The sequence below is a fragment of the Saccharomonospora cyanea NA-134 genome, from assembly GCF_000244975.1.
In the GTDB taxonomy this organism is placed as follows: domain Bacteria; phylum Actinomycetota; class Actinomycetes; order Mycobacteriales; family Pseudonocardiaceae; genus Saccharomonospora; species Saccharomonospora cyanea.
Map to the genome: position 1 here is coordinate 1,505,147 of NZ_CM001440.1, position 17,097 is coordinate 1,522,243.

16 protein-coding genes and 1 riboswitch are annotated in these 17,097 nt (G+C 70.3%); of the genes, 12 read left to right on the forward strand and 4 right to left on the reverse strand.

Going from position 1 to position 17,097, the window contains the following annotated elements; genetic code table 11:
* The first annotated feature begins 59 nt into the window (after positions 1–59).
* Both obgE and proB read left to right on the forward strand, forming a co-directional pair.
* Positions 60–1,529, forward strand: a complete 1,470-nt coding sequence (gene obgE, locus SACCYDRAFT_RS07285) for a GTPase ObgE (RefSeq protein WP_005454949.1) — start codon at positions 60–62, stop codon at positions 1,527–1,529.
* Positions 1,522–2,634, forward strand: coding sequence for a glutamate 5-kinase (gene proB / locus SACCYDRAFT_RS07290; protein WP_005454950.1), 1,113 nt, complete (start codon positions 1,522–1,524; stop codon positions 2,632–2,634). Before obgE ends, proB begins: the two co-directional genes overlap by 8 nt.
* Before the next feature lie 64 nt (positions 2,635–2,698).
* On the opposite strand, the gene SACCYDRAFT_RS07295 is transcribed toward proB, so the two are convergent.
* The gene (locus SACCYDRAFT_RS07295) at positions 2,699–3,991 is read right to left on the reverse strand and encodes an MFS transporter (RefSeq protein ID WP_005454951.1); all 1,293 of its coding nucleotides are present in this window, start codon (positions 3,989–3,991) and stop codon (positions 2,699–2,701) included.
* A 149-nt stretch (positions 3,992–4,140) separates the two neighbouring features.
* Here SACCYDRAFT_RS07295 and nadD point away from each other — a divergent pair, with 149 nt between their 5' ends.
* The 7 genes from nadD to SACCYDRAFT_RS07330 all read left to right on the forward strand — a co-directional run bounded on the left by nadD (position 4,141) and on the right by SACCYDRAFT_RS07330 (position 11,087).
* Positions 4,141–4,734 carry a nicotinate-nucleotide adenylyltransferase gene (nadD, locus tag SACCYDRAFT_RS07300; protein ID WP_005454952.1) on the forward strand — a complete coding sequence of 198 codons (594 nt, stop codon included), beginning with the start codon at positions 4,141–4,143 and terminating at the stop codon, positions 4,732–4,734.
* Positions 4,735–4,872: 138 nt separating this feature from the next.
* Positions 4,873–5,274 (forward strand): ribosome silencing factor, encoded by a 402-nt coding sequence (gene rsfS / locus SACCYDRAFT_RS07305; protein ID WP_005454953.1) that lies wholly within the window; start codon positions 4,873–4,875, stop codon positions 5,272–5,274.
* Positions 5,271–5,882 carry a histidine phosphatase family protein gene (locus tag SACCYDRAFT_RS07310; protein ID WP_005454954.1) on the forward strand — a complete coding sequence of 204 codons (612 nt, stop codon included), beginning with the start codon at positions 5,271–5,273 and terminating at the stop codon, positions 5,880–5,882. Before rsfS ends, SACCYDRAFT_RS07310 begins: the two co-directional genes overlap by 4 nt.
* Entirely contained in the window at positions 5,879–6,649 is a 771-nt protein-coding gene (gene octT, locus SACCYDRAFT_RS07315) for a diglucosylglycerate octanoyltransferase (protein WP_005454957.1), read from the forward strand. The genes SACCYDRAFT_RS07310 and octT overlap by 4 nt, the downstream gene beginning before the upstream one ends.
* A gap of 4 nt (positions 6,650–6,653) precedes the next feature.
* A complete protein-coding gene (locus SACCYDRAFT_RS07320) occupies positions 6,654–7,508 on the forward strand; it encodes a DegV family protein (protein WP_005454958.1) in 855 nt (284 codons plus the stop codon).
* 258 nt (positions 7,509–7,766) lie between these two features.
* A complete protein-coding gene (locus tag SACCYDRAFT_RS07325) occupies positions 7,767–8,549 on the forward strand; it encodes a ComEA family DNA-binding protein (RefSeq protein ID WP_005454960.1) in 783 nt (260 codons plus the stop codon).
* Between the two features lie 36 nt (positions 8,550–8,585).
* Complete coding sequence (locus SACCYDRAFT_RS07330; protein ID WP_005454967.1) at positions 8,586–11,087, forward strand: ComEC/Rec2 family competence protein; 2,502 nt, start codon at positions 8,586–8,588, stop codon at positions 11,085–11,087.
* On the opposite strand, the gene thrC is transcribed toward SACCYDRAFT_RS07330, so the two are convergent.
* Entirely contained in the window at positions 10,981–12,243 is a 1,263-nt protein-coding gene (gene thrC, locus SACCYDRAFT_RS07335; RefSeq protein ID WP_005454968.1) for a threonine synthase, read from the reverse strand. The two genes, SACCYDRAFT_RS07330 and thrC, sit on opposite strands and share 107 nt — an antisense overlap.
* 11 nt (positions 12,244–12,254) lie before the next feature.
* A riboswitch (SAM riboswitch) is annotated at positions 12,255–12,388 on the reverse strand.
* A 114-nt stretch (positions 12,389–12,502) separates the two neighbouring features.
* Between thrC and holA the strand changes: the two genes are divergently transcribed.
* The gene (holA, locus tag SACCYDRAFT_RS07340; RefSeq protein WP_005454969.1) at positions 12,503–13,483 is read left to right on the forward strand and encodes a DNA polymerase III subunit delta; all 981 of its coding nucleotides are present in this window, start codon (positions 12,503–12,505) and stop codon (positions 13,481–13,483) included.
* Between the two features lie 72 nt (positions 13,484–13,555).
* Here the strand turns inward: holA and rpsT are convergent, their stop codons facing one another.
* Positions 13,556–13,816, reverse strand: a complete 261-nt coding sequence (gene rpsT / locus SACCYDRAFT_RS07345) for a 30S ribosomal protein S20 (protein WP_005454974.1) — start codon at positions 13,814–13,816, stop codon at positions 13,556–13,558.
* 169 nt (positions 13,817–13,985) lie between these two features.
* Here rpsT and SACCYDRAFT_RS07350 point away from each other — a divergent pair, with 169 nt between their 5' ends.
* Entirely contained in the window at positions 13,986–14,366 is a 381-nt protein-coding gene (locus SACCYDRAFT_RS07350; protein WP_005454975.1) for a VOC family protein, read from the forward strand.
* Between the two features lie 76 nt (positions 14,367–14,442).
* On the opposite strand, the gene SACCYDRAFT_RS07355 is transcribed toward SACCYDRAFT_RS07350, so the two are convergent.
* Complete coding sequence (locus SACCYDRAFT_RS07355; RefSeq protein WP_005454976.1) at positions 14,443–15,033, reverse strand: class I SAM-dependent methyltransferase; 591 nt, start codon at positions 15,031–15,033, stop codon at positions 14,443–14,445.
* A gap of 97 nt (positions 15,034–15,130) precedes the next feature.
* Between SACCYDRAFT_RS07355 and lepA the strand changes: the two genes are divergently transcribed.
* Positions 15,131–17,029 carry a translation elongation factor 4 gene (gene lepA / locus SACCYDRAFT_RS07360; protein WP_085979174.1) on the forward strand — a complete coding sequence of 633 codons (1,899 nt, stop codon included), beginning with the start codon at positions 15,131–15,133 and terminating at the stop codon, positions 17,027–17,029.
* Positions 17,030–17,097 lie beyond the last annotated feature (68 nt).

Consider the following 17,097-nt stretch of genomic DNA (forward strand, 5'->3'; position numbering starts at 1 on the left):
TCCGGCCCCGTCCCTCGTTTTGCTGTGATAGGTGTTCTCTGCCCCAGGAAGGCGGCCCAATGGCATCCCGATTCGTGGATCGCGCGGTGATTCATGTCGCCGCGGGCGACGGCGGGAACGGTTGCGCGTCGGTGCACCGTGAGAAGTTCAAGCCGCTCGGCGGCCCGGACGGCGGCAACGGGGGCCACGGCGGCGACGTGGTGCTCGTAGTCGACCCTGGCGTGCACACGCTGCTCGACTTCCACTTCCGCCCGCACGCGCGCGGTGGCAACGGCAAGCAGGGGCAGGGAAGTCACCGCAACGGAGCTGCCGGCGAGACACTGGAGCTGCGCGTTCCGGACGGCACCGTCGTCCTCGACGAGGACGGAGAGGTGCTGGCCGACCTCATCGGTGCGGGCACCCGGTTCGTGGCCGCCCAGGGCGGCCGGGGCGGGCTCGGCAACGCCGCACTCGCGTCGAGGGCCCGCAAGGCACCGGGATTCGCGCTGCTGGGTGAACCCGGCGAGGAACGCGATCTCGTCCTGGAGCTGCGGTCGGTCGCCGACGTGGGTCTGCTCGGTTTCCCCTCGGCGGGCAAGTCGTCCCTGATCTCCGTGCTGTCCGCAGCCAAACCGAAGATCGCGGACTATCCGTTCACCACGCTGGTGCCGAACCTGGGCGTGGTGACGGCGGGCGAGATGGTGTTCACGATGGCCGACGTGCCGGGGCTCATTCCCGGCGCGAGCCAGGGCAAGGGGCTCGGGCTCGACTTCCTACGCCACATCGAGCGGTGTGCGGTACTGGTGCACGTGGTGGACTGCGCCACGTACGAGCCGGGACGCGACCCCGTGTCGGATGTCGACGCGCTGGAGGACGAACTGGCCCGGTACACCCCGGCACTGGGCGGCGACCTGGCGTCGAGGCCCAGGATCGTGGTCCTCAACAAGATCGACGTTCCGGACGCCGCCGAGCTGGCCGAGCTGGTGAGGCCCGAGTTCGAAGCGCGGGGCCTGCGCGTGTTCGAGATCTCCACCGTGGCGCACAAGGGGCTGCGGGAGCTCACCTACGCCCTCGGGGAGATCGTCGAGTCCTACCGTGCCTCGCAGCCGCCGCCGACACCGACCAAGGTCGTCGTGACACCGAAGGCCGTGGACGACGGGGGCTTCACCGTGGAGCCCGACCCGGAGGAAGAGGGCGGCTTCGTGGTGCGGGGCGCCAAGCCCGAACGGTGGGTCCGGCAGACGAACTTCGCCAACGACGAGGCCGTCGGCTACCTCGCCGACCGGCTGAACCGGCTGGGGGTGGAGGAGGAGCTGACCCGGCTCGGCGCCGAGCCGGGCTGCCCCGTGACCATCGCCGGTGTCACGTTCGACTGGGAGCCCTCCACACCGGGTGTCGTCGGCACGTTGGCCGGTCGTGGCACCGATCCGCGTCTCGAAGGCTCCGGCAGGGTGAGCGCGGCCGAGCGTAAGGAGGCCCGTCGCCTGCGGCGAGAGGGTGTACCCGACGAAGACGACCCTGAAGACGACTCCGAAGGCGCCGATGAGTGAGGTACGGGACGCCATCGCCCACGCCGGGCGACTGGTGGTGAAGGTCGGCTCGTCGGCGCTCACCACCGCGGGCAGCGGACTCGACGTCGCACGGCTCGACGCGCTCGTCGACGCCATCGCCGACCGGGTGGCCCGTGGAACCCAGATCGTGCTCGTCTCCTCGGGGGCCATCGGCGCGGGGCTGGCGCCGTTGTCGATCGGCGCACGGCCGAGGGACCTGGCGACGCAGCAGGCCGCCGCGAGTGTCGGCCAGCTGGCTCTGGCCCACGCGTACGCCGAGTCGTTCGGCAGGTACTCGCTCACCGTGGGGCAGGTGTTGCTGACGGCCAACGACGTGGTGCGTCGCGCGCACTACCGCAACGCCCAGCGCACGTTCTCCCGTCTGCTGGCCCTCGGCGCGGTGCCGGTGGTGAACGAGAACGACACGGTGGCCACCGAGGAGATCCGTTTCGGTGACAACGATCGGCTCGCCGCGCTCGTCGCGCACCTGATCGGTGCCGAAGGCCTCGTTCTGCTGTCCGACGTGGACGCGCTGTACGACGGTGACCCGCGTTCCGGGAGCACCCGGAAGATCAGTGAGGTGACGTCGGAGTCCGATCTGGAGGGCTTGGCCGTCGGCCGGTCCAGCTCCGGGCTCGGGACCGGCGGCATGATGTCCAAGGTCGCTGCCGCGCGCACGGCCGCCGCGGCCGGGATCCCCGTGTTGATCGCCGCTGCGGAGCAGGCGCGTTCGGCGCTGGGGGACGCGGCGGTCGGCACGGCGTTCGCGCACGCTCCGACCCGGATGCCCGCACGCCGGTTCTGGCTCGGATACGCGGCGGGCTCGCGCGGAAGGCTGCTGCTGGACGACGGTGCCGTGGCGGCGGTGGTGCGACACCGCCGTTCGCTGCTCGCGGCGGGGATCGTCGGGATGGACGGCGATTTCCAGGCCGGCGACGTGGTGGACCTCGTGAATCCGGAGCAGACCGTGGTGGCGCGGGGTGTGGTGGCCTTCGACGTCACCGAGCTGCCGGAGCTGATCGGCCACTCCTCCCACGAACTCCCTCCGGAGCAACGTCGAGAGGTGGTCCACGCCGACGACCTGGTCCCGCTACGCCGACGTTGACCCGAGTCGTCCCGTCTCGTGTCCGCAGTCCTAGCACGGCGGGACACCACTCGCCAGGCCCTGCTCAGCGCAGCTCGGTGCCGCTGGTCTCCGGCAGCCGCCAGATCACGAGGAACGCGACCACGGCCCCGGCGGCGACGTAGCCGAAGAACACCGTCGACAGTCCGGCCGCGGACAGCGCCGTGACCAGCAACGGCGCCGTGCCGCCGAACACGGCGACGGTGAGGTTGTACCAGGCGCCGATACCCAGTCCGCGTAGTGCGGTGGGGAACAACTCGCTCATGACGGCGGGTGCGATGGACGTCATGGCGGTGTAGAGGCCGAGGCCCACACAGAACACGACGAGCAGGTTGACGAATCCCGGACGCACGAGCGAGGACAGAGGGAGTATCAGGATCGCCGTGGCCGCCGACCAGACCAGCAGTTGCGGCCTGCGGCCGACGCGGTCGGACAACGCACCCATCGGATACTGCAGCGCCACGAACAACGCCGTCGCGATGGACAGCGCCAGGAACACGTCGACGTCGTCCACGCCGCGCGTGGTCACGGCGAACGGCGTCAGTGCACTGAAGAAGGTGTAGTAGCACAGCGTGGACAGCATGGTGAAGCCGACGAGCTGTCCCACGGCCCTCGGGTGCCTGCGCAGCGTGGTCAGCAGCGGCCGGTGTACCCGGCGTGCGGCGGAGGCGTTGCTGCGGAACTGCTCGGTCTCCTCCAGCGTGCGGCGCAGCCACAGGGCGACGAGACCGAGCACGCCGCCGAGCAGGAACGGCAGCCGCCATCCCCACGACTCCAGTTGCGCCTCGGTCAGCGAGCGTGCGAGGACGAACCCGAGGACGGAGGCCAGCAGCACGGCGGTGCCGGTGGAGAGGTAGAAGAACGAGGAGTACCGGCCGCGTCGCCTCGCCGGTGCGACTTCGGCGAGGTAGGCGGAGGCGTTGGACACCTCGCCACCGAGCGAGAGCCCCTGCGCGATCCGGGCCACCAGCAACAGCAGCGGAGCCGCCCAACCGATCTGGTCGTACGTCGGGAGCAGGCCGATCATCACCGACCCACCCGCCATGAGCGTGATCGTGAAGAGCATCGCGGGTTTGCGCCCACGAAGGTCGGCGAACCGGCCGATCAGCAGCCCACCGAGTGGCCGGAAGAAGAACGCGAGCGCGTAGGTGGCGAACGTGTTGAGCTGTGCGAGTTCCCCGGGGAAGAAGGCGCTCGCGAAGTAGATGCTGAACGTCGCGTAGATGGTCCAGTCGAACCACTCCAGCGCGTTGCCCGCGCTGGCGGCGAACAACCTGCGGACGGGGAGCCGGTGCCGTCCGGTCGGCTCTCCCGTGGTCTCCACTCCAGGCCCGGCCATGTCGTTCCTCCCCGCCGTCCCAGCACCCGCCCGGCCGTGAACTGTGCCACACGAAACGGTGTCGGGAAAGGTCCTCACCACCGCGGTGGTTGCATTGCAGGGGTCGCCGGCATCCCGGTGGCATGGTGCAGCGTCTAAGGTGGGTTGTCATGTCCGCACGTCGGCTCGGGGTCATGGGCGGCACGTTCGATCCCGTCCACAACGGTCACCTCGTCGCCGCGAGCGAGGTGCAGCACCGGTTCGGGCTCGACGAGGTGATCTTCGTGCCCACCGGGCAGCCCTGGCAGAAGGCGGGCCGGGCGGTGTCGAGGGCGGAGGACCGTTACCTGATGACGGTCATCGCCACCGCGTCGAACCCGGTGTTCTCCGTCAGCCGTGTCGACATCGACCGGGGCGGCCAGACCTACACGGTCGACACCCTCCGTGACCTCCGGGAGGAGTACCCCGACGACGAACTGTTCTTCATCACCGGCGCCGACGCGCTGGAGCAGATCCTGACGTGGCGTGACGTGGACGAGCTGTTCGACCTCGCGCACTTCATCGGTGTCACCCGGCCGGGATACCAGTTGAACGACCACCACCTGCCGGAGGGCCGGGTGAGCCTCGTGGAGGTCACCGCGATGGCCATCTCGTCGACGGCGTGCCGCCAGCGCGTGCGCAACGGTGAGCCCGTGTGGTACCTCATGCCCGACGGCGTGGTGCGCTACATCAGCAAGCGGAAGCTGTACCTGCCGAGCGAGTGACGGCGAGTGCCCTCCCCGCCCACGTTGCGCGGCCGCGGAAGCAAGCCGGGCCGGAGTCCGGTGGGCACGTTGCCTGGGGCTGAACGCGCCGCTGCGGGTAGGCTTTTTCGGCATACGTTCAACTCAGTAAGGAGCACCGTGGCAGCGACGGCCGAAGCCCGAGACCTCGCGACCGCGGCCGCGCACGCGGCGGCGGACAAGAAGGCGACCGACGTGGTGCTGCTCGACGTCTCGGAGCGGCTCGTGATCACCGACGTCTTCGTGATCGCGTCCGCGCCCAACGAGCGGCAGATCGGGGCCATCGTCGACAACATCGAGGAGAAACTCCGCATCGCCGGGCACAAGCCGGTGCGCAGGGAGGGCGCCAGGGAGGGGCGCTGGGTGCTGCTCGACTACGTCGACGTCGTCGTGCACATCCAGCACACCGAGGAGCGCGCGTTCTACGGACTGGAGCGGTTGTGGAAGGACTGCCCGCGCATCGAGGTGGACGGGCTGGAGCCCGCCGACACGGACGGTGATCAGGGGGCGGACGCGTCGTGACGCTGCGGCGGCTCGTGCTGTGGCGGCACGGTGAGACCGACTACAACGCGGCCGGGCGGATGCAGGGCCAGCTCGACTCAGCGTTGACCGAGGTCGGGTGGAACCAGGCGAGGTTCGCCGCGCCCGCGCTCGCCCGGTTCGAGCCGGATCTCGTCATCGCTTCCGACCTGCGTCGTGCCACCGACACCGCCACCGTGCTGACGGAGGCGTTCGACCTGCCGCTGCGCTTGGACAAGCGGCTCCGCGAGACACACCTCGGCGAGTGGCAGGGGCTCACAGGCAGCGCCGTGGACGAGCGCGCGCCCGGCGAACGCGACCGCTGGCGCCTCGACGCCACGTGGGCGCCACCAGGCGGCGAGTCGCGGTTGGAGGTCGCCGAGCGAGCCCACGAGGTGGTCGCCGACCTGCTGCACGGAGACGACGACGTCCGGACCGTGCTGTTCGCCGCGCACGGTGGGCTGATCCTCGCGTTGACCGCGAAGTTGCTGCGACTTCCCGTGGAGTTGTGGCCCTCGCTCGGGGGGATCGCCAACTGTCACTGGGTGGAGTTGGAGCGTCAGGACGAGACCTGGAGGCTTCGCGCCTACAACGCGGGAATCACCGGTTGAGCGAGCGTTCGCCACGGCTTCTGGTGTTCGGTGACTCGCTGAGCTTCCACGGCCCGGAAGGGGGCCATCCAGCGGACGATCCGAGATTGTGGCCCAACGTCGCCGCGCACGCGCTCGGAGGAAGCGCCGATCTCGTGGCGGGAGCCGGGTGGACGGCCCGCGACGCGTGGTGGGCGATGATCGGCGACCCGAGGGTGTGGGCGGAGCTGCACCGCGCGGATGTCGTGGTGCTCGCGGTGGGAAGCATGGACACGTTGCCGTCGCCGCTGCCGACGTACCTGCGTACGGGTCTGCGGTATCTCCGGCCCGACCCGTTGCGGCGCGTCGCACGCCGGGCGTACCTGGCGGCGCAGCCCGTGTTGTCGGTCGCGTTGCGGGGGCGGCCGTCGGTCCTGCCCACGCGGTTGACGGTGCGCTACCTCGACACGGCGGTGTCGGCCCTGCGGGTGCTCAGGCCGTCGCTTCCCGTGGTGGGCTGGCTGCCGTCGGTACACCGGGCGGCCTCGTACGGCTACGTGCAGACTGCCCGGCCTCGCACCACCGCCGCCATCGCGAGCTGGGCGGCGCGGGCGGACGTCCCGGTGTTGGACGTGCCCGCCGTCGTCGCCCCCCACGTCCTCGGTGGTCACGGCAACCCCGACGGGATGCACTGGGGTTGGGAGGGGCACGCTGCGATCGGAGCTGCGATGGCCGAGCTGATCCGTCCGCTCGTCACCCGGGTGGGTAGCGCCGCTCCGGACGCCGAGCGGCTCGGCCACGTAGGCTGACCGCGTGCCGGTCGCGGTTGTCACGGATTCCACAGCTCACCTGCCCGAGGGCTTCGCCGAGCGGAACGGCATCAGCGTCGTTCCGCTGCACGTGCTCGTCGACGGCGTGTCCTCCCTCGACGGCGCCGAGTTCGGTCCGGCGGCGTTGGCCGGTGCGCTGGAACAGCGGAAGATCGTCACCACCTCGCGTCCCACGCCCGCCGCTTTCGCGGCGGCCTTCCGGGCGGCGTTGGACGGCGGTGCCGACGCGATCGTGTCGATCCACCTGTCCAAGAAGTTGTCCGGTACCTGGGAGGCCGCCGTGCTGGCGGCTCAGGAGGTGGGACCGGACCTGGTACGCGTGGTCGACTCACGCACCATCGCGATGGGGCTGGGGTTCGCCGCCCTCGAAGCCGCGGAGACCGCGCGGCGCGGCGCGTGCGTGGAGGAGGTCGAGGCTGCGGCCGTGGCTGCCGCCGAGGCTTCGGAGACGTTCTTCGCGGTGGAGACCCTGGAGTATCTCCGGAGGGGCGGGCGTATCGGCCACGCCGCGGCGCTGCTCGGCACGGCGCTCGCTGTGAAGCCGGTGCTGCACATGGCGGAGGGTGAGATCCGTCCATTGGAAAAGGTCCGCACGATGCAGCGCGCGCTGAACCGGTTGGTGGACCTCGTCGCCGAGGCCGCGGGCGACGACGAGGTGTCGATTGCCGTGCATCACCTGGCTGCTCCCGACCGGGCGGCCCAGCTCGCCACGCGGATCGACGAGCGCGTGCCGGGTTCGGCGGGTTGCGTGGTGTCCGAACTGGGAGCGGTGGTCGGTGCGCACACCGGTCCGGGCGTGGTCGGGGTCGTGGTGCGCCGACGTACCGGAATGGCGTGAGCGTCACGCCGCGGTAAGCGACCGGTACCTGTCGCGCCGGAGTTGTCCACAGTCTCGGGGTTGTCCACAGGTGCCGTGACGTCCTCTCGCGACGGTGGGACGCGTCACCGTAGCGTCGAATGCGTGTTCGAGACCACAGCAGACTCTGTTCTCACACGGAACCGCCGTGCGACGCAGCACGAGGCGAACGTTCCGCCGAGCAGCCCACCGGACGACGACGGCGAAAGCCGGGACACGGGCGCGCCGCCCCGTGTTCGGTTGGCCCAGCTGGCCGCCGAGGCGGAAGGACGTGCGGGACGTGCCGGGCCTGAGGAGCAGGCATCACCGCGCCATGGCGCACCGTCCCGCGACACGACGGTCGCCAGACTCGTGGAGCGGTGGTGTCCCGGCGGACGGCGTGCGGCGGCCGGGCATCGCAGACGGAGCACGATCGCCGCCGCAGTGGTCGGCGCCATAGGGATCGGTGTCGTGGCGGCGATGGTTCTCGGCAGTAGGCCCGAACCGGAGCGAGCGCCTCCACTGCCCACCGTTCGGCAGGTGTCGGCGGTGTCGCACTCGGCTCCCACCGGCTCGGCAACCTCCACGAGTGCGGCGCCGACGTCTCTCGTGGTCAGTGTCGTCGGCACGGTCGCCGACCCCGGCCTGATCACCGTGGAACCGGGGGCCAGGGTGGCCGACGTCATCGAACTCGCCGGTGGGGCGAAGCGGGACGCCGATCTGCTGACGGTGAACCTGGCGCGCCGGGTGTCGGACGGCGAACAGATCTACGTCGGAGTGACACCGCCCCCAGGAGCGAGTTCCGGCCCCACGGGCTCAGGTGGAGCATCGGAGTCCACTGAGGACAGAGTGAAGATCGATCTGAACTCGGCGGACCAGGGACTGTTGGAGACCTTGCCGGGTGTGGGGGAGGTGACGGCGGAGCGGATTCTCGAATGGCGCGAGCAGCACGGCCGGTTCACGTCGGTCGAGCAGCTGCGGGAAGTCGACGGCATCGGCGCCAAACGGTTCGCGCGCCTGCGCGATCGGGTGATGGTCGGGTGACGGAGAACGGAAGTGGTTCTTCGAGCCACGGGTCCCATGACGCGCATGGACGCGGGAAGACACGATTGGCGGCTGGTCCCGGCTGCCGTGACGGTGTGGGCGGGCACGGCCCTCGGCCTGCTGTGGGGCTGGTGGGCGGGACTGGTGTACGGCCTCACCGGGGGTGCCTGCGCGGTGGTGCTGTGGAGATGGGCCTCGCGTGGCGGGCGCGACCGCCGCCGATGGAGACCCGCTGCCGGTGCACTGCTGGTGTGTGGACTGCTCACGGTGTGGCCGACCACGGCACGCCTGCACACCGCGGAGCACGACCCGCTGAGGGAACAGGCACGGCGAGGCGAGGAGGTGACGCTGACGGTTGTGGTCGCGCAACGGCCACGACCCGTGCACACGAGCGGGTACGGGTCGCGGCCGGGCGGGAGCAGGTCGGTGCTTGTTCCCGTCGACGTTGTGTCCACGGTGTCCGGCGGTGAGGACGTCGGTTCCGAGGGCCGAGTGCTGCTCCTGGGCACCGCGGAATCCTGGGACGGCGTGCTTGCCGGGCAGCGGGTGACGGTGCGTGCGGAGCTGGCGCCCGCTCGTCCGCACGAGATGACGGTCGCGGTCGGGTACGTGCGTGGCCCGCCTGACTTGGAAGAGGAACCACCGTGGTGGCAACGAGCCACCGAGGCGCTGCGGGAGGAGTTCCGGCTCGTCTCCGGCGTGCTGGGGGAGGAGCCGGCGGGTCTGCTGCCGGGTCTGGTCGTCGGTGACACGAGCGCGCTGTCGAGCCGTGTCGAGCAGGAGTTCCTCGAAGCGGGGATGTCGCATCTGACCGCGGTTTCTGGTTCCAACGTGGCCATTGTGTGCGGAGCGGTGCTGCTGCTGGCTCGGGTGCTGCGGTGTGGGCCGCGCACTTCGGCGGCGCTCGCCGCGGTCGCCCTGGCCGGCTTCGTCGCCCTCGTGGGCTACGAGCCGAGTGTCCTGCGTGCTGGTGTGATGGGTGCGGTGGGACTGCTCGCCCTGGTACTGGGCCGCCGGGGCTCGGCTCTGCCCGCGTTGGCCGCGGCGGTGTGCGTACTTGGGCTCCACGACCCCGAAATGGCCGTGAGCATGGGATTCGTGCTGTCGGTGGTGGCGACGGCGGGGCTGGTGCTACTGGCGCCGCGATGGTCTCGGGCGTTGTCCCGGCGTGGCCTGCCGAGGGGGACGGCCGAGGCGTTGGTGGTGCCGACGGTGGCGTTCCTGGTGACCGCGCCGGTCATCGCCGGGATGGCGGGCGAGGTGAGCCTGGTGTCCGTCGTCGCGAACCTGCTGGCGGCTCCGGTGGTGGCTCCGGTGACCGTGCTGGGGGTCGTGGCCGCGGTTCTCGCACCGTGGTGGCCCGGTGCGGCCGAGATCGTCGTGCACATCGTCGGCCCGGGGGTGCAGTGGCTGATCCTCGTCGCGCGACATGCGGCGGCGATACCCGGCGCGGTGCTGCACTGGCCGTCGGGGTGGTGGGGTGCGGTACTCGCCGCACTCGTCGTGGCTGTGGTCGTGTGCGGCATGCGGTATCGCCGAACACGGTCGCTGTTCGCGCTCCTCGCGGTCGTAGTGCTCGTGCTCGCCGTACCCACGCGAGTGTTGGCGCCCGGCTGGCCACCCGACGACTGGGTGCTCGTCGCGTGCGATGTGGGCCAGGGCGACGGTCTCGTGCTGGCCACGGGAGAGCGAGGGCGGGCGGTGGTCGTGGACACCGGCCCCGACCCGCTGCTGCTCGACCGCTGTCTCGAACGACTCGACGTCGAACGCGTGCCGTTGGTGGTGCTGACCCACCTGCACGCCGACCACGTGGGTGGGCTCGCCTCGGTGTTCGACGGACGGGCCGTGGGGGCGGTGGCCGTGGGACCGGGACGTAGCCCGGGCTGGGCGTGGGACGACGTGCTCGGGGCGGCCACCGCGCGCGGTGTACCGGTGGTGGAACTGGGGGCAGGCGATCGACTCACGTGGCCCGAACTCCGGCTCGACGTGCTGGCGCCGACCGCGCCCGTCACCGCACCGGCCGAGGACGCCGACGGCACCACGGTCAACAACAGCTCGGTGGTGCTGCGCGCCACCACCCCGGCGGGCCGCATCCTGCTGACCGGGGACGTGGAACTCTCCGCGCAGGCGGACCTCCTCGCGGGTGAGGACCTCCGCGCGGAGATCCTCAAGGTCCCGCATCACGGCAGCCGGTACACGCTCCCGGGCTTCCTCACGGCGGTGTCGCCACGGATCGCGGTCACCAGCGTGGGGGCGGACAACTCCTACGGCCATCCCAGCCCGGTGACGCTGAAGGTGCTCGCCGGAGTGGGGTCGCTGGTGACCAGGACCGACACCGGAGGCGACACGGCCGTCGTGGTGGACGAGGGTGAACCCGCCGTGGTGACGCGGGGTGCGGCGCCGCGTCGGCGGCCGGGCCGAACCGGAGGACTCAGCCGTCGAGTGCGGTCTGCACGGCCTCCACCGACGGCGGCACGGTGGCCTTGGGGCCGACGCGGTCGCCGAGTGCGTCGAGGGTCTTCAGCCCGTCACCGGTGATCAGCAGTACCGTCTCGGCGTCCGGGTCGAGCTTGCCCGCCTCGAGGAGCTTCTTCGCCGTCGCCACGGTGACACCCCCGGCGGTCTCGGTGAAGATCCCCTCGGTGCGGGCCAGCAGCCGAATGCCCTCGACCACTTCGTCGTCGCTGACGTCGGAGATGGCTCCGCCCGTGCGGCGCACGGTGTCGAGGACGTACGGACCGTCGGCTGGATTGCCGATCGCCAGCGAGCGGGCGATGGTGTCCGGTCGCACCGGCCGCACCACGTCGTGCCCGTCACGGAACGCGGCCGACACCGGTGAGCACCCGGTGGCCTGTGCGCCGAACACGCGATACGAAGCGGCGTCCACCAGCCCGAGCTCGCCGAGTTCCCGGAAACCTTTGTCCACCTTGGTCAGTTGCGAGCCCGACGCGATCGGAACGACGATCTGTTCCGGGAGCCGCCAGCCGAGCTGTTCGGCGACTTCGAAGGCGAGCGTCTTGGACCCCTCGGAGTAGTAGGGCCGCACGTTGACGTTGACGAACGCCCAGCTCTCGTGCTCGGCGGCGAGTTCGGTGGCCAGCCGGTTGACGTCGTCGTAGTTGCCGTCCACCGCGATCAGCGCGCCGTCGTACACGGCGGTCGTGAGTACCTTCGCCCGCTCCAGCGACGAGGGAATCAGCACGACCGACCGCCAGCCCGCTCTGGCAGCGGCGGCGGCGACGGCGTTGGCGAGATTGCCGGTGGAGGGGCAGGCAAGGGTGTCGAAGCCGAACTCACGAGCGGCAGCCAGAGCCACGGCCACCACACGGTCCTTGAACGAGTGCGTCGGGTTGCCGGTGTCGTCCTTCACCCACAGTCGCCGCACACCGAGTTCCTTCGCGAGCCGGTCCGCTCGCACCAGCCGGGTACAGCCGGGCTCGGTGTTCGGGATCTCCTCGACGTTCGACGGAACGGGGAGCAGCTTCTTGTAGCGCCAGATGTTGCGCGGTCCGGATTCGATGTCCTCCCGGCGCACGCGCCCGAAGTCGTAGGCGACCTCCAGCGGCGAGAAGTCGTGCGGGGAGACGAACTCCGGAGCCAGCGGCTGGCGGTGGCCCTCCTCCTTCGACACGAGTTCCACGGCGGGGCCCAGGTCGACGGCACGGCGGGAGGGCGTGGATACAACTGCGGTCATCGCGAGGTCCTTCCTCATCTTTCCCGCTGACGCGGGACGGAATTGGCACCGATGTCGTCAGCTACCTCGCGTGATCCGAGATGACAGGCTGACGCCGGTTGCCGGGGCTTCAACGGGCCGGTCCCTCTGCCCCTCTGGATGAGCTGTTCGGTTGTGGTTCGCCGTCGGTGTGTCGCGGCGACGAGAGGTAGCGTACGGCATGGGCCGCGCCGCGTGCCACGTGCGCCGCGGGCGAGGTCATTCGTGGCAGGATCGAACCGTGAGTCGTCCAGCCACCACGCCACCGCCCCTGCACCTGGTACTCGGTGAGGAAGAACTGCTCGTCGAAAGGGCTGTGCGCGAAGCGCTCGACACCGCGCGCCTGGCCGACCCGAGGGCCGACGCGGTCCGCGTGCGCGTGAGCGAACTCACGCCTTCGTACTTCGCGGAACTGGTGAGCCCGTCACTGTTCAGCGAGGGACGCGTCGTCGTGCTCGACGCCGCCCAGGACATCGGTCAGGAGAACGCCGACGCCGTGTTGTCGTACATCGCCGACCCGGCGGACGGCGTCGTGCTGGTCGTCGTGCACAGCGGCGGTGGACGCAGCAAGGCCGCGAAGTCGCTGCCCGCGGCGTTGCGCAAGGCAGGCGCCGCCGTCACGGAATGTCCGAAGATCACCAAGCCCGCCGAGCGTGAGTCGTTCGTTCGTAACGAGGTCCGCAGGGCGGGAGGCCGCATCGACGCCGCCGGCGTGGTGGCCCTGGTCGACGCCGTGGGCACGGATCTGCGCGAGCTGGCGTCGGCGGCGACGCAGCTGGTGGCGGACTCGGGCGGGTCGGTCGACGAGGAGGCGGTGCGGCGCTACCACCGGGGTCGCGCGGAGGTGACGGGGTTCCAGGTCGCCGAGAAGGCGGTGGCCGGTGACCGTGCGGCAGCGTTGGAATCGCTGCGCTGGGCCCAGCAGATCGGGGTCGCCCACGTGTTGCTGGCGGACGCTCTCGCCGACGCGGTGCGCACCATAGCCAGGGTGTCCGCGGCCGGGAGGGGAAACCCGAACCAGATGGCGGGTGAGCTCGGCATGCCGCCGTGGAAGATCCGCAAGGCGCAGGGCCAGTCGAAGGGTTGGAGTGCCGCGGGGCTCGCTGCGGCCATGCGCGTGGCCGCGCGGGTGAACGCCGAGGTCAAGGGTGCCGCGGCCGATCCGGCGTACGCCCTCGAACGCGCCGTTCTCGACATCGTTGCAGCCCGCAGGCAGCGCTGACCACCTGGAGGCGGTCATGACGAGAACCCCCGGGCGGAAGTCCGCGCCGGGGGTTCTCGAAGCTCACCGATCTCAGAGCTGGTTGACGCGCAGCGCCATCGCCGACTTCTTGTTGGCGGCCTGGTTCTTGTGGAGGACGCCCTTGGTCACGGCCTTGTCGAGCTTGCGCGCGGCCTCGCGCTGCAGCTCCACGGCCTTCGCCTTGTCACCGGCCTCGGCGGCCTCGCGGAACCTGCGGATCGCGGTCTTCACCGACGACCTGACCGACTGGTTGCGCAGACGGCGCTTCTCGTTGGTCTTGATGCGCTTCATCTGGGACTTGATGTTGGCCATGCGGGCGCTCCTTCGTCTCGGTTGTCGTTGCCGCGCTGATACGGCCCCGGGCGGCAGGGCCCGGGTTTCCTCCCCTGCGGAATGCCGCACGGCAACAGCTCAACAGCTTAGCAACGCCGGCGGCGCGAGATGCCGCACCCCGAGCGGCGGGCCGTGAGACCGTGGGGGCATGGACGTGCTGAGCAGCCGAATCCTGCTGAACCCGAAGGACCCCGCCGTGACGACGGCGTTCTACCGCGACACCCTCGGGCTGGCGATCTACCGGGAGTTCCCGGGTGGCACGGTGTTCTTCCTCGGTGGTGGATTCCTGGAGATCGTCGGCCGGGGTGAAGCCGGCCGCACCGAGGACGTCGCGCTGTGGCTCCAGGTCCGAGACCTGGCGACGACGGTGGCCGAGCTGCGGGCCAGGGGAGTCACCCTCGACCGGGAGCCGCGCCGTGAGCCGTGGGGCCTCGACGAGGCCTGGCTGTCCGATCCCGACAGCACGCGGATCGTGCTGGTGGAGATCCCGCCGGACCATCCCCTGCGGGTCGACGTGCGCACACCGTGAGTCCCAGAGCCTGTTCCCGGACCCTTCTCCGTCGTGAGCGGTGCGCGGCAGGTAGCTGAGGGTTCGCAGAACAGGCTCAACGCCAGGCCCGTAGTTGCACGGCGCGACCCGCGAGTGGGCTCGGAGGCTGCCACGCCCATGTCTGCACGTCGGTGAAGCCGGCGGCCTTTACCTCCGCCGCGAGCTCGTGGCGGGTGACGGGCAGCCACTTCTCGTGTGCCGAGAGCACCATTCGCCCGCCGGGGCGAAGCACGCGGTGCAGCTCGGTGAACGCGGCGGCGCGATCCTCCCACAGCTGCACGTTGTTGACACTCACGACGACATCGACGGACGCGGGATCGACGCCGGTCCGGGCCGCGGTCGCGTGCCGCAGCACCACGGTGCCCGCCTCGACCGCGTCGGCGCAGCGCCGGGCGCACAACTCCAGCATCTCGTGCGAGGGGTCGACGCCGATCACCGTGCGTGCCCGCTCGGCGGCCGCCGCGAGTCCCACTCCCGGCCCCGGCCCGACGACGAGCACGGTCTCCTCCGTCGTGGGTCTGGCGACCGACACGATGTGGTGTTCGGTCGCGGCGTTGCCACGGGCCATCACCATCCCGCCGAGTCTGCCGAGCGGTCCCCGCGGGTGGCCGAACGCGCGGTCGAGTACCTGTCCGAGAGAGCTCATCCTTCGAGGTCAACACGAAACCGTCCCGTGCGCATCGGGGATCACCCCGGAATCCCGGCGCGGCGTGGCATGGGAACATGGAGCTCACCAGCCACGAATGACCCCCGAGGTACGAGTGACACAGCCACGCCCGTCAGCCGACGCCACGTTCACACCGCCGGAGTTCATCCGCAACTTCTGCATCATCGCCCACATCGACCACGGCAAGTCCACCCTGGCCGACCGCATGCTGCAGCTCACCGGTGTGGTCGAGGAACGGACGATGCGCGACCAGTACCTCGACCGCATGGACATCGAGCGGGAGCGGGGCATCACGATCAAGGCGCAGAACGTGCGCCTGCCGTGGCGCCACGAGGGCCAGGACCACGTGCTGCACCTGATCGACACGCCGGGACACGTCGACTTCACCTACGAGGTCTCGCGGGCTCTCGAGGCGTGTGAGGGTGCCATCCTGCTGGTGGACGCGGCGCAGGGCATCGAAGCGCAGACGCTGGCGAACCTGTATCTCGCCCTGGACAAGGACCTCCACATCATCCCGGTCCTCAACAAGATCGACCTCCCCGCCGCGGAGCCGGACAAGTACGCGGCCGAGCTCGCGGGCATCATCGGGTGCGAACCCGAGGACGTCTTGCGCGTGTCGGCGAAGACGGGCGAAGGCGTGCGGGAGTTGCTGGACCAGGTCGTCGCCCAGGTCCCGCCCCCTGAGGGCGACCCTGACGCGCCCCCGAGGGCGTTGATCTTCGACTCCGTGTACGACACCTACCGGGGTGTGGTCACCTACATCAGGGTCGTGGACGGCAGGATCACGCCGCGGGAGCGCATCAAGATGATGTCCACCGGCGCCACCCACGAGCTGCTGGAGGTCGGCATCATCTCGCCGGAGCCCAAGGCGTGTGCGGGACTCGGGGTCGGGGAGGTCGGCTATCTCATCACCGGTGTCAAGGACGTCCGCCAGTCGAAGGTCGGCGACACCGTGACGTCGGAGCGCAAGGGGGCCAGCGAGCCGCTGGCCGGATATCGCGAGCCCGTGCCGATGGTGTTCTCCGGCCTGTACCCGGTGGACGGTTCCGACTACCCGGACCTGCGCGAGGCGCTCGACAAGTTGCAACTGAACGACGCCGCGCTGAGCTACGAGCCCGAGACGTCGGTGGCACTGGGATTCGGGTTCCGCTGCGGGTTCCTGGGACTGCTGCACCTGGAGATCACCAGGGCCAGGCTGGAACGCGAGTTCGGGCTCGACCTGATCGCCACCGCCCCCAACGTGGTGTACCAGGTGTTCATGGAGGACGGCAGCGAGCACGTCGTCACCAACCCCTCCGACTGGCCGTCGGGCGGCAAGATCGCGGAGGTCCGGGAGCCGGTCAGCAAGGTCACCGTGATCGCGCCCTCGGAGTTCATCGGCGCGATCATGGAGCTGTGCCAGGGCAAGCGCGGCCAGCTCCTGGGCATGGACTACCTGTCGGAGGACCGGGTCGAGCTGCGGTACAAGCTGCCCCTCGCCGAGATCATCTTCGACTTCTTCGACGCGCTGAAGTCGCGCACCCGCGGCTATGCGTCGCTGGACTACGAGGAGGCGGGCGACCAGGCGGCCGATCTGGTCAAGGTGGACATCCTGTTGCAGGGCGAGCCGGTGGACGCGTTCTCGGCGATCGTGCACAAGGACGCCGCCTACTCCTACGGCAACCGGATGGCCACCAGGCTGCGTGAACTGATCCCTCGGCAGCAGTTCGAGGTACCGATCCAGGCCGCCGTCGGCTCCCGCATCATCGCCCGCGAGACGATCAGGGCGATCCGCAAGGACGTTCTCGCCAAGTGTTACGGCGGTGACATCTCGCGGAAGCGCAAGCTGCTGGAGAAGCAGAAGGAAGGCAAGAAGCGGATGAAGACGGTCGGCCGCGTCGAGGTGCCGCAGGAGGCGTTCGTGGCCGCGCTGTCCAGCGGTGACGGTGACAAGGGCGACAAGGCGGACAAGGGGAAGGGCAAGGGCAAGAAGTAGCCCGGCTCTGGTCCACACCCGTGGTCCACACCTGTGGTCCACGGGTCCGCTCGGCAACCGGTGGGCGC

Excerpts from the sequence above, each read along its gene's own strand:
- SACCYDRAFT_RS07350 (WP_005454975.1), top strand. The coding sequence starts at position 13,986 with ATGGACGTGCTGAGCAGCCGAATCCTGCTGAACCCGAAGGACCCCGCC.
- SACCYDRAFT_RS07295 (WP_005454951.1), bottom strand. The coding sequence starts at position 3,991 with ATGGCCGGGCCTGGAGTGGAGACCACGGGAGAGCCGACCGGACGGCAC.
- SACCYDRAFT_RS07355 (WP_005454976.1), bottom strand. The coding sequence starts at position 15,033 with ATGAGCTCTCTCGGACAGGTACTCGACCGCGCGTTCGGCCACCCGCGG.
- obgE (WP_005454949.1), top strand. The coding sequence starts at position 60 with ATGGCATCCCGATTCGTGGATCGCGCGGTGATTCATGTCGCCGCGGGC.
- rpsT (WP_005454974.1), bottom strand. The coding sequence starts at position 13,816 with ATGGCCAACATCAAGTCCCAGATGAAGCGCATCAAGACCAACGAGAAG.
- proB (WP_005454950.1), top strand. The coding sequence starts at position 1,522 with ATGAGTGAGGTACGGGACGCCATCGCCCACGCCGGGCGACTGGTGGTG.
- nadD (WP_005454952.1), top strand. The coding sequence starts at position 4,141 with ATGTCCGCACGTCGGCTCGGGGTCATGGGCGGCACGTTCGATCCCGTC.
- SACCYDRAFT_RS07330 (WP_005454967.1), top strand. The coding sequence starts at position 8,586 with ATGACGCGCATGGACGCGGGAAGACACGATTGGCGGCTGGTCCCGGCT.
- lepA (WP_085979174.1), top strand. The coding sequence starts at position 15,131 with ATGACCCCCGAGGTACGAGTGACACAGCCACGCCCGTCAGCCGACGCC.
- thrC (WP_005454968.1), bottom strand. The coding sequence starts at position 12,243 with ATGACCGCAGTTGTATCCACGCCCTCCCGCCGTGCCGTCGACCTGGGC.